Annotated in this window: 11 protein-coding genes and 1 pseudogene; 6 read left to right on the forward strand and 6 right to left on the reverse strand. The window is 53.6% G+C overall.

Annotated elements, in window-relative coordinates; translation table 11 throughout:
* Positions 1 to 632 (reverse strand): annotated as a pseudogene (locus H6F43_RS06255) (photosystem II q(b) protein); the annotation flags it as partial.
* 293 nt (positions 633 to 925) lie between these two features.
* Complete coding sequence (locus H6F43_RS06260; protein ID WP_190341733.1) at positions 926 to 1,996, reverse strand: hypothetical protein; 1,071 nt, start codon at positions 1,994 to 1,996, stop codon at positions 926 to 928.
* 527 nt (positions 1,997 to 2,523) lie between these two features.
* Between H6F43_RS06260 and H6F43_RS06265 the strand changes: the two genes are divergently transcribed.
* Positions 2,524 to 3,270 carry a LuxR C-terminal-related transcriptional regulator gene (locus H6F43_RS06265; RefSeq protein ID WP_190341735.1) on the forward strand — a complete coding sequence of 249 codons (747 nt, stop codon included), beginning with the start codon at positions 2,524 to 2,526 and terminating at the stop codon, positions 3,268 to 3,270.
* Positions 3,271 to 3,310: 40 nt separating this feature from the next.
* Complete coding sequence (cofG, locus tag H6F43_RS06270; RefSeq protein WP_190341737.1) at positions 3,311 to 4,300, forward strand: 7,8-didemethyl-8-hydroxy-5-deazariboflavin synthase subunit CofG; 990 nt, start codon at positions 3,311 to 3,313, stop codon at positions 4,298 to 4,300.
* Between the two features lie 7 nt (positions 4,301 to 4,307).
* Here the strand turns inward: cofG and H6F43_RS06275 are convergent, their stop codons facing one another.
* Positions 4,308 to 7,529 (reverse strand): glycoside hydrolase family 15 protein, encoded by a 3,222-nt coding sequence (locus tag H6F43_RS06275; protein WP_190341739.1) that lies wholly within the window; start codon positions 7,527 to 7,529, stop codon positions 4,308 to 4,310.
* 754 nt (positions 7,530 to 8,283) lie between these two features.
* Here H6F43_RS06275 and H6F43_RS22655 point away from each other — a divergent pair.
* On the forward strand, positions 8,284 to 8,418 hold the full coding sequence (locus H6F43_RS22655) for a hypothetical protein (protein ID WP_277879885.1): 135 nt from the start codon (positions 8,284 to 8,286) through the stop codon (positions 8,416 to 8,418).
* Positions 8,419 to 8,627: 209 nt separating this feature from the next.
* Here H6F43_RS22655 and H6F43_RS06280 read toward each other — a convergent pair whose 3' ends face one another.
* Positions 8,628 to 8,867, reverse strand: a complete 240-nt coding sequence (locus tag H6F43_RS06280; protein ID WP_190341740.1) for a hypothetical protein — start codon at positions 8,865 to 8,867, stop codon at positions 8,628 to 8,630.
* A 112-nt stretch (positions 8,868 to 8,979) separates the two neighbouring features.
* Positions 8,980 to 9,537: a hypothetical protein gene (locus H6F43_RS06285; protein ID WP_190341742.1), complete on the reverse strand. Its 558-nt coding sequence runs from the start codon at positions 9,535 to 9,537 to the stop codon at positions 8,980 to 8,982.
* Positions 9,538 to 9,908: 371 nt separating this feature from the next.
* On the opposite strand from H6F43_RS06285, the gene H6F43_RS06290 reads away from it, so the two are divergent.
* Entirely contained in the window at positions 9,909 to 11,426 is a 1,518-nt protein-coding gene (locus H6F43_RS06290) for a trehalase family glycosidase (protein ID WP_190341744.1), read from the forward strand.
* 265 nt (positions 11,427 to 11,691) lie between these two features.
* Positions 11,692 to 12,111 (forward strand): hypothetical protein, encoded by a 420-nt coding sequence (locus tag H6F43_RS06295; protein WP_190341746.1) that lies wholly within the window; start codon positions 11,692 to 11,694, stop codon positions 12,109 to 12,111.
* 55 nt (positions 12,112 to 12,166) lie between these two features.
* On the opposite strand, the gene H6F43_RS06300 is transcribed toward H6F43_RS06295, so the two are convergent.
* On the reverse strand, positions 12,167 to 13,126 hold the full coding sequence (locus H6F43_RS06300; RefSeq protein ID WP_190341748.1) for a ribonuclease Z: 960 nt from the start codon (positions 13,124 to 13,126) through the stop codon (positions 12,167 to 12,169).
* 376 nt (positions 13,127 to 13,502) lie between these two features.
* Between H6F43_RS06300 and H6F43_RS06305 the strand changes: the two genes are divergently transcribed.
* On the forward strand, positions 13,503 to 14,164 hold a 662-nt coding region (locus tag H6F43_RS06305; RefSeq protein WP_190341750.1), incomplete at its 3' end, for a SpoIID/LytB domain-containing protein.

Genomic DNA, 14,164 nt, shown 5'->3' on the forward strand with positions numbered 1-14,164 from the left:
AACAACGAACCACCGAACACACCAGCAACGCCCAGCATGTGGAACGGGTGCATCAGGATGTTGTGCTCCGCTTGGAACACGAACATGAAGTTGAACGTGCCAGAGATACCCAGGGGCATGCCGTCCGAGAACGAGCCTTGTCCAATCGGGTAGATCAGGAACACAGCGGTTGCTGCAGCCACAGGTGCTGAGTAAGCCACGCAGATCCAGGGGCGCATACCAAGGCGGTAGCTCAGTTCCCACTCACGTCCCATGTAGGCGAAGACGCCAATCAAGAAGTGCAGGACAATCAGCTGGTAAGGACCGCCGTTGTACAGCCACTCATCGAGGCTAGCCGCTTCCCAGATGGGGTAGAAGTGCAGACCGATCGCGTTGGAGGAAGGCACTACTGCGCCAGTGATGATGTTGTTGCCGTACATCAGGGAACCAGCAACGGGTTCACGGATGCCATCGATGTCCACGGGGGGAGCGGCGATGAAGGCGATGATGTAGCAGATGGTGGCAGAGAGCAGGGTGGGGACCATCAGAACGCCGAACCAGCCTACGTACAGGCGGTTGTCGGTCGAGGTTACCCAGTTGCAGAACTGCTCCCACAGATTCGCACGCTCGGTGCGCTGTAGTGTAGTTGTCATGGGTTTAATGAGTGCTTGATGTAACGTGTAGTATGGGGCGGAAATTCCGCTTGATATGTAGTTTAGGCTTCTTCATTGCTTTTTGTAAAGCACTAAATTAATATTCGTTCCTTTTTGAAGCAGCGATTTTTACATATTGCAGTCACAGCACAGGTTTCAAGCATTAGAGAACAGATTAAAGAACTGTTGCTAAAGCCTGCAGCTATTCTCAGCCTGGGTAGTGGCAAGTACTGGCTAGCACCGGATACCTGGTTTGATTAGCTCTACCGTTCAACAATGCTTTAGCTGTGTTCTCACTGCGGAGCGAACACCAGTTTTGCCAATGCCTGGTTCAGATCCACCTCCAGAAAGTGATCGAGCGCAAGGTAAATCCAGTGATAAAACCGTTGGGGGTCCTGAAACGTCTTTTGGAATCCCAGCGCCAGCCGCAGCTCTTCGTACATTGGGTGAACGATGAGCGAGTACAAATCGCAGAGGTTTGGAAAATCTTCCTGCATTTCAATTAACGTCTTCTTGGAATCGTCCAGCAGCAGGAATAGACTGTCATCCCGCAGAAAAGCTGTATCGATCATCCAGGCTCTTACATAAACTGAGCAGCAGTCACGATCGCCAGGGTTTGCCATTTTGAAGGGATCAACCTCCGCATCCGAGGTCAGATAAAAACTCTTGCTGGGAGGCTGGAAAAAGTGAGACTCTGATTCACCCGCCACAGGATACAGAACGGCGACACCAACGGGGTTGTGATTGTCCTTGCGGCGTAGAACGCGCATACCCTTCGGGTAGTTCTGTGCCCAGGCTCGCAGTGCTCTCGCGATTTTCTGTGAAGTAACTCCGGGATCTTTCACCAGTTCTGCGTAAGTGCGCGTGATCAGATTGGCGATCGGAATCGCGTCGGTGCGCGGATTAAAACTGTCTACCTCTAGCCCAACTGGCGCGGATGGTATGGCTGGTGCGACGAGTTCGGGCAGTGAACAGATTCGGAAGCAGAGAGTTTGCCCGTCAAACTGCTTCTCCAAAAGTCCTAGCGCCACCAAACGATCGATCATTAATCCCGCCGCCCGATCGCTGCCCCGGTCTTTATGACCGTAGAACAGCTCAGCCGCTTCTCGATGGGTGCAGGCAACAGACCCCTCTGGTAGGTGAAGCTGAGTGAGTGAAATCAGCGAGGCGCCTTGCTCTTGCTGTTGCTTGAGCAGTAGATATGCCCACAGCCGCACAAAGTATTCTGCCCGACGACGAGTTAGCCCCCCTCGACCCATCAGCATTGAGATGTATATGCGCTGCTGTTCTGGAGGAAACAGCCGATCGAGCTGCTCCGGGCGAACCTGATTTGTGAGTTTTAATGAGTATTTTGAAGAATCCATCGGTTCATAGCTAGTGATTCAGTTAGCGGAGTGTCCAGTTGGACAACGCAAGCGCGATAGGAATCCAGGAAAAAGCGTAGACAGGTAGAGAGGCAAAACTTGTGAACGATTGAGCACTTCAGATCTAGAAGCACCAAGGCTTTGAACAGGATTATGAGAGTGGACCCTGTGGAACGTCAAAAAGTACCCAAATGGGTGAGTTCGACGATCGAACTTCGCTGAAGAATAGGAATTGTGAATCCACCCCTTGAAGTTAATGAATTAAAGCCGAGTTGAACTGCTCAGCCGCACAAGCACCCGATCAAGTTTGAGTGACTGAGCACTCGGTTGACCTATTATTCATCACCTCATAGCTTCTCACAATTGGGAAGGCGAAAAACTTCTGCTTGCTTCAGCCTACTTCACCCACCTTCAGTATCTATGCGGGTGCTTCACGCGGTTAGAACTGTCTACAGGCTACTCATTGTGTGTTCAGGAAGACAGGAAGCACAATAAGGCCTCAAGCCCGATCTTGAGGAACTTGACTTATGACAGCCCGTCTCCTGTCTGCTTTATCCGAGCCTGCTACGAGTCGATTCTCTGCAAACTCTTCCAAGGCGGCACGATGTGCCAGTAAGGTGGCCGATGTTCAACCATTGGATGGCATGGGAAGAGCACCCTCACCGCAGCCTGCCGCAGTAGATTTCGTGAGCCGTTGCTTACTTGAAGCGCTGCCGCAAGGCGTCATTGTTGCCTCTCGCAGTCTCAGTCCCGTGTTTTGGAATTCTAAGGCAAAGGACTTGTGTGCCAGTCTCTCTAGCACTGACCTAGCGTTTCGCAAGCTACCAGCACCCGTACTAGACGTGTGTTACCGACTGCTAAGAGCAAATAGTGCTCAGTCCTGCTGTGTCATGGAGTGTGACTCGACGATCGAGCAAACAGTTCGGATTACGGCTCGTTGGCTACAGGGAAATGAGCTTGGGGGTTCCGGCTTGGGCAAGGGCACTTCTACCACCGAATCATCTATCTATGATGAAGCCTCGCCGCAGTATATCTTGATCCTGCTGGAGAACTGCGATGAGCGGCTCCAGGAAGATTTGCGGATTGAGCGCAAAAAGTATGACTTAACCGATCGAGAAGCCGAAATCTGGATGCTGCTGCGGCAGGAGTATACCTATCAAGACATCGCGAAACTTCTTCAGATTAGTCTGAACACCGTTAAAACCCATGTCAAAAACGTGTACGCCAAGCGTCGTACTCACATCGCCAAAGACACGTTTTGGTACCTTGACTAAGCGTAAAACGCTAGGGTTGGAGTAACATCCAACGCGTCCGATGCTGACATCCCATCCCAAGACCGTAACGTATAGTCCAGCCTATACGCTTGTGCCTACCTATGAGTGCTTCAACCGCTGTACCTACTGTAACTTTCGTACTGATCCGGGGAAAAGTCCCTGGCTGAGCCTGACGGAGGCAGAAACCCGACTGCGATCGCTGCAACCTCAAGGCATCATCGAAATTCTAATTCTGAGCGGGGAGGTGCATCCCCACCATCCGCATCGTCCAGCATGGCTGCAACGCATCTACGACCTGTGTGATTTAGCCCGATCTCTGGGATTTTTGCCCCATACGAATGTGGGACCGCTGAGCATTGCTGAGTTGGAGCGCTTAAAAAGCGTCAACGTGTCGATGGGGCTAATGGTCGAGCAGGTGACGCCGACGCTGCTGCAAACCGTGCATCGGCATGCTCCCAGTAAGGTTCCAGAGGTTCGGTTGCAGCAGTTAGCTTGGGCAGGCGAGCTACAAATCCCCTTCACCACTGGGCTGCTGCTGGGGCTTGGGGAAACTCAAGCAGACCGTTGGGAAACGTTAGAGGCGATCGCCCGTATGCATCAGCGCTACGGACACATTCAGGAAGTCATTTTGCAGCCATACAGTCCTGGACAGAACGAAGCGTGGAAACGTTCAGCCTTTAGCGCCGAGGACCTGATCGAGGTTGTCGGTGCTGCTCGGCGAATTCTGCCAGAGGACATCGTGCTGCAAGTTCCCCCGAACTTAATTCAGCACAAGCAACACTTGATCGAGTGTTTAGAGGCGGGAGCAAGAGATTTGGGTGGAATTGGACCCCAAGATGAGGTCAACCCCGACTACCCGCATCCGATCGACACTCGATTAGCAGACAGCTTAAGAAACGCTGGATGGACGTTAGTGCCGCGCCTGCCGATCTACCCACAGTACGATGCTTGGCTGTCAGGGGCGCTAAAAGCTGCGGTGGAGCGTTGGCGATCGCTCCTGCAACCGCCAACGTCTCTGACGACATCTTAACCATCCTCTAAGCGGCTCCGATATCCTCTGCGTGTCCCAGTTCCGTCAGGAATTGCAGCGCCTTTGCCACATAGCTAGCGCAGAGATAGGGAGAGGTAGCGTAGAACGATCGCCACGCCGCCGCTTTGTGTTCGGCATAGCGATCTCGATGGTTTGGGTGCTGGTCGAGCCACGCCAGCCGCACCGCGTGTCCAACCAGCACATCCAAAACGATGTATTCTTCGATTTGCAAGGCGGGGTTGCGCTCGGCGATCGCTGCCAGCTCCATTAGCGCTTCTACGTTGACTTGGCGGTACTCTGGAGCCTGAATCTTATTCAGCAGATGCTCTACTCGCAGAGCAAAGTTCTTTTCTCCAGGAGTCATTTCCAGCAGCAGGTCACTCTCCAGCCGATTGCGCCGCTCCAGCTTGTCGCCAATGACCAAGCCGCTACAGTGCTTGAGCACCGTCCAAACGCTGGGGTAGAAGTTTTTCGGCACGCGATTCACCGAGCCATCGAGCTGCCGCTTGCGCCACCAGTCTTCCTCCAGCGATTCCGCTTCCGGCAGCACCACCCACTCGATCGCCGCCTCCTGCTGCCGAACGTGCAGCGATTCCTGTCGGAACAGCGACTGGTCTAGTCCTTCATAGCCCACGAGGACCTGATGCAGGCGGGTTTGAATATCGTGAGGGCTAAGCTGCATCAGGTCCTCGTACGCCTCGTCTTGGGGCACGTCCCGTTCTCGCGCCAGTTCGCTAGTAATCAGCAGAATTAGAAATCCGACTCGCAGCGTCAGCAGCCCGTTGAACAACCGGGGTTCCGATTTGATCAGCAGACTCAGGTAGATCAGAATTTCTTGCGTCAGGACGCGATCGCGAATGTCTTCTCGGCAGAACTCGCGGATTTTGTCCATAATTTCGCTGGGAGTCAGGGGACGCGTGATCAGCGAGGCTTCGCTGTACGAGCGACCGACCGAAATTTGCTTTTGCCGCACCAGAATATCCGTAACGGCATCCGCCAAACTCATATCCATCTTGTCGTAGAGTCCAGCGACGCGGCGCACGATCGCCCACAGCTTCAGCTGTCCCGCCTTAGCGTAAAGCTCGTCCAGCAGTCGTGCTACGGTGACCACTTCGTCAGGCTGACCTAATCCTGTGTCAAAGTCGAAGCCCTGCAAACGGACGAGCGTACTCAGAAGCTCGACCTGCTCGTAGAGGTTGTTTGATTCGCGCAGGTTGGTCAGCAGTAGCTTAATGTTCGTTTCGCACTCCAGCGTAAATTCCTGCATGCTGCTGAGTGGTCCGCTGCGGTCAGGGTCAAACGCGAGATACATGCACTGCGGCGCCGCGTCCTGGACCGGGGACTGAGTGAACTTGAAGTCGTGCAGAAAGTCAATGCGCTCGGTCCCAGCCGTGAGCAGAAGTTGATTCAGTTGCCCTAGTCGCACTTGCACGCCGTTGCATAGGCCGGATTTGAGTTCCTGAATCAGCGTCAGCAGCGGTACCGCGTCTTCAGACCAGACATCATCTGCTTCCAGCATTGTGTGCGTTAGCAGCAGCGTCAACGTTGGGCGTCCAAGTTGGCTCCAGTGGCGCTGGATGTGTGCCAACTCTGCTCGAATTTGCGTGACTAAGAAATGCGGATCGAAGGTCAGGTAGAACTGCCGCGAGTCTAGAAGCGATGGCAGAAAGACGATCGCCTCCCCACAAACCCGAAACACTCTAGACGTCATGAGGCTGCGCAACCGTCGCTCTGGCCGCCCTGTCAGCCCCAGTCGATTATTGCGACCAATCTGGGCATAAACAGTCACTAGCTCTTTTGCCTGCCGCACCTGCACAGACTCCACCTGCGTTGGCGTTTGGCTGGCGATGCCATAGGCAGCCAGTTTCGCTTGCAGCGCATCGTCTTCTGCCAGCAGCGCCACCTGCACGAGAGGTTGGCGCTGCTGCCGAATGTGCAAATGCCGACCCAGCGGATCGATGTCGCCTACCGCTAGCAGCCCCTCGCTGAGCAGTTGTCCAAGCAGGTACAGGCTTTGCGCCCACACAAGCGGCAGGTTTTCGTTGGGCAGGCGCGGCTGGCTCTGCGGCGATCGTCGCTCTGCCTCGATCGCATCTTTGGGTACGTAGTACAGCTCTGGCAGCAGGTGAAGCCCCTCCCGCTCGACAGCGACGGCTTCTAGGCGTTGACGGTAAGCGTCGATTTGAGCCCGATCGCCCCGAAACACGCCATCCAGCAGCAGATACGTGAAAAATAGGGGCCATTCGCACTCGATGTGTTCAAACTGCTGGAGTTCCCACGGCTCGTAGTGCAGGCGACTGGTATCTTCGATCACGGTCTGGTGTCCATCCCGCAAAAAGCGCTTGCAGCCGTATTTGCCTTGCAGCTTCTGCACGATCGTGGTGCGGGTGCGATCGCACAAGTCCGCGTTTTCAACGGCAAATGCAGGATAGCCGATGACGCTGAGCAGCGCGGCATCGACTTCCTTGGAGCTAGACTCGCGAGGCAGCAAGGATTCTAGCGTAATGCGCGATCGGGCAATCTCGTCGGGCACTACGTGAATTACGGAGCCTTGCCCGCCTCGCACGCCGAATAGATCCAGCCCGTTCATAGCTTCGAGGGCTGCCTTTGCCATACCAACGGAACTGGCGTTGAGTTCCGGGTTGCCGTGGTTAATTTTTGCGCCCCGCTCCCAAATCCCATAGTCGGGCGTCCGATAAGCCCGCCCAATGTAGTAAACGAGGTTTTGAATGAAGTTCACCTCGTCGGTGGTGAAGATGATGTGCAGCCCGGATGCCGTCATTTGCGCCAGCATCAGCAAAAACAGCGAGGTTGCGTCGAGCTGCAGATGTCCCCACTCGTCATCGCCTACGACCGTTCCGCCCGTGTGCGTGTCGTACTTAGCGTGCAGAGCATCCAGCGGGGACTGGGTCGCTTTGAAGCGCTCTATTTTATGCATCTGCCGCATCATGGCAAACAGTAAGCCGCGCATGAGTTTGACGACGCTGTGCTCTAGCTCATAGGTGCGTCCGCGATCGTCATCAATCTTGCGATACGCCAACCCCAAACCCCATACGGCTAAAATGCTGTAGACGTTGTCGCGTACCCAAGCGTCGGTGTAGTCACCGTGGGCGTTGACGGCGGTACTGGCAGGCAGCAAGCCCGTGATCGGATTCTGCCGCGTCAAGATGATGGTGCGGATCTGCTCGTAGTAGTCATCCAACCGAATCCGAAGCTGAGTGATGTTCATCAACGTTGCCTGAAAGCGCGAGGGTACTTGCGGTAATGCTCTAATTATCTATCTTGAGCCAGAGGTAAGGGGACACTCAGTTCTAGAGTGCCTGACTACTCGTTCAGTTCCACGATCGCCTACAACGCAAACAAGGTCTGGAAGCTAGCTGAATCGCTCCTTTGGTCGTCGTTGGGTCAGAATGCTCATGACTCCTCCGGAGTTTAGTCTCGGTAGCAGCTTGCTCCACGTGTCGATGTAACTCATGGCCGTTTCGCATATGCTCTCAGGACTGCTGATGGTTAGAACGCGCCCTTCCTCTCACCAGTCAGAAGATTTAGTAATCAGGCAGCAGCGCACCCGGATCGATAGTAGCGTCCACAGAACCGCTTGAGATATTGGAATCTCCCATATTTCAGGTTCAGAAAATTCCAAAAATCCAGCAACCATGTCATTTTTCAGGAAAGTGGAAAATTATAGTGGTGCGATTTTGAATTTTATTCAAACAACATATTTTTACCTGCAAAAGCGGCTGTCCAAAGCCTTAAATCCAAAGCCTCAAACATTCCTCATCCTCTATGAAATACCACTACCGTCTCGCCTAGAATATCTCTAATTTTTCTTTCTTAATAAATTAGTTCTACTGCATATTGGGCGGCTTAGGAGGAACACAAGGTTGCAAAAAAAACGGTAGGGCAAGCTACCCTACCGCCACAGCAACGACTTTGCACCAACTTAAACTCTAGTCGATTCGATAATCCTTCGAGGCGTGAGCATGAGTCAAGCAGCGCTCAAGCAGCTCAACTCGGTGCAGATACAAAAATCGACGCGGGTTCAAAACGGTCTTGGACGTGAACACTGGCTGTTTGAGATACTGCCAGACTGGAAATTTAACGGATGGGTGGTTTAATTGCATGAGAAGCATTCCAAGTAGCAAGCGAGCAACACCGGGCATCAAACAACTATCAAACTCAAACAACTATCAAACAATAACGGTATGTCTGTCGATATAACGATGACAAACTACACGAGAAATCACTTGGTAAGGATTGCGGAATCTTTCTCCCCCTCAAGCGATCGCGTCTGTAATTTCATGGAGACCGTAGTACAACCGTGTGGTTATCGAGGTTGGGAGAGCAAGGACTCTGCCTGAGCCGTAGGCACCAGAACCCAACCTGCCTGATGCAGTCGCTGGAACGTTGCCCAGCCTTTAGAGCCACGCGGGATCGGGTAATCCGGCACGGCATACTGCGGAAAGGTGGTGTAGGGTCGCCACGGCTGGTGGGGAGCCGTCCGCAGGTGCAGAAGTTTGGTGCCATTGCTGCCTGTGGCGGATAGCCAGCACATTTGGTGTTGCATGGGATGCCTCTCATGGAGTCTGAGCGAATGGATTTGATCAGCATCTTGGCAAAGGGAGTAAGGTGAACGCGGTACCCAGACAGGTAATTTTGGGGAATCGGGAAGTAATGGTCTAGAATTTGCTCGCTCCGATGTCGTTGACGGAATTGCGAACTCGTTTGGTGATCGGCTGTCCGTAGCTAATGAGGAGGCTGAGGGCGTGTGTTTTCACGCGGTAGCCGTTTGCCACTGGCTGAAACTGCAAAAATGACACGTTCCAGCTAACGGGACAGAGCGTCCACGAGGCAGAAATTCCTTCCCGTATCAGGTTGGGACAAATTGTTTGCGGCAGGTAGGTAATGTCGATCGCATCGAAGCTCGACTGCTGAATTTTCGCTAGCACGGCTTGCCACTCATAAGCCAGCGGACCTGGAACCTGCATCTCATGCCGAACGAAGCTGGCACCGAGCAGCCACGTGAGTTTAGCGCAGATCCCTTCCAGACGAGGACGATCGCTCGCTAGCAGCAGGGCTTCCTCAGACGAAAGAATGGTGTTCTTTACAGGGAGCCAAAGCTCAAACGCTGTATAAGCATCGATAGGGATCGTTGTAAGCTTCAGGTTTAGCGACAACGTTGAGGGATTGGGCGCGATCGTTAGCTCAGCCGGAATCAACGATTCGGTCATCAACATGGAGGCTTCTCTGCAACGCAACGCTATATCGCTATTCCATCTCACGATGACCTGTTTCCGTAGAAATTGCGTACAGTAACGATAAAAAAATAGTGAAGCGGAGATGAAATCTCCAGGACATCCCGCAGAATGACTGCTGGTGCAGCGTTTGGCTATTTTCCTTCATTCCTTTCTTGGGTACCGAAGGATATATTTTCCTCAGAGAAAGCTTTCAGACTGCTTCCAGTTTCCTCGTTTGTGGGAGAGGGCTGTGATTGCGCTGCTTCAGGAAAGTTGCACCCAGCATTATTACCTACGACCTATTACCTACTTTTTGTGATGCACTTTAGAATCAAACTGCTGCTGAATCTCTGTTTACCAACCCTGGTACTATGCCCGAAACCGCTACTTTTCCTTCTAGTACGCAAATTCAAGCTGTCCAGACCTACATCAAACAAACCTGGAAAACGCTGGCTCGATCGCCCGAGCACATTCTGCAAGCTGCTCGCGATCCGAAGGTTGCTCACATCGATAGCGCCCAATGGCTGGTTTATATTTCCCCACAGGAAGATAAAGCTAAGATTCAGCACTCGCTAGAGCAGATGTTGGGTTCGGACGAATGGCGACGAATTGAATTGCGGGTGCTGCCTGCGGAAGCCGAACAGATTCAGGAGCACGGCTTGCTGTATCTACCGTACTCCTACGTGGTGCCGGGAGGACGGTTCAACGAAATGTACGGCTGGGACAGCTACTTCATTCAGTTGGGGCTACTGCGCGATGGCGAAATGGAGTTAGCCAAGTGCATGGTCGAGCAATTGCTGTACGAAATTGAGCACTACGGCATGGTGCTCAATGCCAATCGCACTTACATGCTGTCACGATCGCAGCCGCCCATGCTGACGCCAATGGTGCTGGCGCAGTATCAGCAAGTACCAGACCGGGAGTGGCTGCAATCGATTCTCCCGACGATCGAGCGCTACTACTACTACTGGAGCGTGCCGCCGCACTTGAACCCTGCCACTGGGCTGTCCCGCTTTTTCGCGCTGGGGAACGGTCCTGCGCCAGAAGTGCTGGTGGGAGAACGTGACGAAGACGGCAGAACCCATTACGATCGCGTGCGCGAATACTATCGCCAGTTTGAGGTGCCCGATTACGATCTCAGCCTGTACTACGACCGGGAGCAAGACTGCCTCACCGACTTGTTCTACAAAGGCGATCGATCAATGCGGGAATCAGGATTTGATATCTCCAATCGCTTTGGTCCATTTAGCGTCGATGTGATTCACTACGCGCCAGTTTGTCTCAATGTGCTGCTGTACAAGATGGAGCAAGACCTAGCACACATCCACACGATTTTAGGCAACGACAGCGGTGCGCAAAGCTGGCTCGATCGAGCTCAAGAGCGCCATCAGCGCATTGATCAGTTTCTGTGGGACGAGACAGCCGGATTGTACTTCGACTACAACTTCCAAACCGGAGTTCGTCGCCCTTACGAGTTTGCCACGACGTTCTATCCGCTCTGGGCAGGAATTGCGTCTCAGCAGCAAGCCGATCGTGTTGCACAAAATCTGGAACTATTTGAGGTTGAGGGTGGGTTGCTGACCAGCACCAAAGTCAGCGGCAATCAGTGGGACGCCCCGTTTGGTTGGGCACCGCTGCACCTGATTGCGGTACAAGGGCTACAGCGTTACGGTTACACCCAAGCGGCCCATCGCATTGCCCGCAAGTTTATTGCCATGCTGGTCAAGGAGTTTGAAGCCACAGGCACCTTAGTCGAAAAGTACGATGTCTGCCGCTGCTCCTCTAATGTGTCGGATGAAATTTTCTTTGGCTATAGCTCAAACGAAATCGGGTTCGGCTGGACGAACGGCGTCTTTCTGGAACTGCTGGCGCTGCTGCCAACGGAGTAGCTGATGTGTTGGTTTTTAGCCCGCCCTTCCCCTTTAACGAAAAGAGGGAGCGGTCCTTACTGCTGCTGACTTGCCAGTTACGGTTTCTCTGTAGAGCTTAAGATTGGCTCAAGATTTGGGTCAGCTATACGCTAAAGGCACAGAGTACGATAGAGCTATCCAAAAGCAGGATCTTCTCCCAGCTTCAGTCTTGAGTTGGAAAATAATTGACTGAGTTTGCGGCACAAGAGCGCTCCTGCTGATTTACTTTCTGCGGTCGAACGCTATGGCAGCCGAACAACAGGTTAGACAGTATCTCGCTTACTGGTTTCAATTGGGTAAGCCCGTGTTGCTCAACGGCGGTAAGGAGTCGATTCTGCCATGTCCGGTGATTCAGGGCGATCGCTACAGCGATGAGTTTGAAGCCTGCTGGAAGCGGCTGCGATCGCCGGAATCCGGTGACTCTTACTTGGAAGCCACAAGCTACACCATTAACGAACTGCTCAGTTCCGGGTGGGAAATTAGTCCTTGCTCTCGCTGCTCGATGCCTGTTCCGCTCAAGGCGATCGGGGTACCGTCGCTCGAATGCCCCTGCATCGATTTGCCAGGATGGCCCAACACCGAAATGCCTCAGCCAAGAGCGCCCATCAGCACGCAATCGCAGCTACAGAACATTCGCGATCGACTGCGGCAGGCAAGCCGCTAGTCATTGTTTGAAGGGCAGAAGTGAATTAACTGGTCAGCTAACTTACCACTGACCATTAGCTTTGTGCTGTTGCTAACTCCGTTGATTGACGGCGCGGAATTTCGTAAGCCCAGAAATCCGAGGCGAGGTCAGTGTTCGGAAAAATCGATCGCGCTTCCGCCAGCAAATCCTGCACATTCGTGGCATTTCCGGGTGCGTAGCGCGGGCTAAAGTGCGTCATAATCAGTCGCTTAGCCTGTGCTGCCAGTGCCGTCTGTGCTGCCATTGTCGAAGTCGAGTGGAGTCGCTGGTAGGCAAGCTCCGCGTCATGATGCGCAAACGTTGCTTCGTGAATTAGCACATCAGCATCCTGCGCCAGTTCCACCGCTGCGTCGCAAAAGATTGTATCGGTGCAGTACGCCAGCTTGCGTCCAATTTCCGTTGGACCACAGAGCAATGCCCCCGGGATCTGTCGTCCGTCCGGCAGCGTTACCACTTCGCCGCGCTTCAGCTTGCCGTAGAGTGGACCTGACGGAATGCCCATTGCCGCCGCACGCTTGGCATCAAAATGACCGGGGCGATCGTGCTCCGTAATCCGATAGCCGAAGGCAGGAACCCGATGCTTAAGCAAGTCACAGCTAACGGTAAATTCGCTGTCTTCGTACACAACGCCTGGGCGCACCGAATGCACTTTAACCGGATAGGAAAAGTGCGTTTGAGAATAGCGACGGGACGCTTTCAGATAGTCGTCTAGCTCAGGTGGACCGTAAATATCGATTCGCTGAGTATTGCCCGCCAGTCCACAGCTTGCCAGTAGCCCCATCAAGCCGAAAATGTGATCACCGTGCATGTGGGTGATAAAAATTCGGGCTAGTTGGCTGACGCGAAGATCGCTGCGAAGAATTTGGTGCTGGGTTCCTTCTCCACAGTCAAATAGCCAAAATTCCGCCCGCTGAGGAAGCCGTAGGGCAACACTGGAAACGTTGCGGCTTCGCGTCGGCACGCCTGAACTGGTTCCTAGAAACGTAATCTGCAAAACTCAGCAATCCATGTGAGATGTCCTGAACCTATGGTGGCATGGAGTAGGGAGGATGGGGATACAGGTTCACCTTACTGTGCTTTAACAAAGATTTAAAATTGTTAAGCACTCTACATCTAGGAGCATCAGTAGGATTCTGGCTCCTGTAGCAATACATCTAGTTAGGCTGCAAATATCTATCCATCGACAGGTGCCTCCATTAGGAACAAACTGACCTATAGTAGGCGACGTTGGCAGTAGATTCCCCTTAATGCCAGAATCAGCATTCAGTGCTGCTAGCTGGAGTCGGGGGAGCGCAACTAACCTGTGCTGTGCCACTGGCGACGGTAATGCCCTTTTATCTTGAGTGTCTGAACCTGCGAGGATTGCAACGATGACCTTGGTACGCTTGCTCAACTGGGTGCGATCGCCCCTGAAATCTGCACTGAATTTTGGAACCCGCAGTGGCTGGCTGTCGCTGCTGGTGTGGTTAGCCGCGATCTCCCCCGCGCATGCAGCGCTTGAACTGCGCATCGCGATCGAAGATGGAGTGAATCAAGTGACAGTGGGAAGCTCCACCAAAGCCGCAGTACTGGACGGGTCGGGGCGTCCACTGGGAGAAATTGCGGCAATGAATGCGTTTGTAGCGAAGCCAACGAGCGGCGGCGTGGCGCTTGACCAGTGGAAATCGGGGCAGATTTGGGTTCAGCCATCGGGCGACGGGTATGTCTACATCGGCAATCGCTGGTATCGGGGTAAAACGCTGGTAGTGCCTACCAGCAAAGGACTCACCGCCGTTAACTATGTCGATCTAGAGCATTATCTAGCAAGCGTGCTGGGCGGCGAGATGAGCGGCGGTTGGCCCCAAGAAGCCCTGAAAGCGCAGGCGGTAGCGGCACGATCGTATGCCCTGTACCAGCGACAGCGCGGCGCAAACAGCGTCTATGACTTGGGAGACACGGCGGCATGGCAGGTCTACGACGGGGTTGAGGATGAGTCTGTGGGCACGCAAATGGCGGTGAAAGCCACAGCGGGTCAGGTGCTCACCTACAACGG

It is taken from the genome of Leptolyngbya sp. FACHB-36, assembly GCF_014695955.1.
In the GTDB taxonomy this organism is placed as follows: domain Bacteria; phylum Cyanobacteriota; class Cyanobacteriia; order Leptolyngbyales; family Leptolyngbyaceae; genus FACHB-36.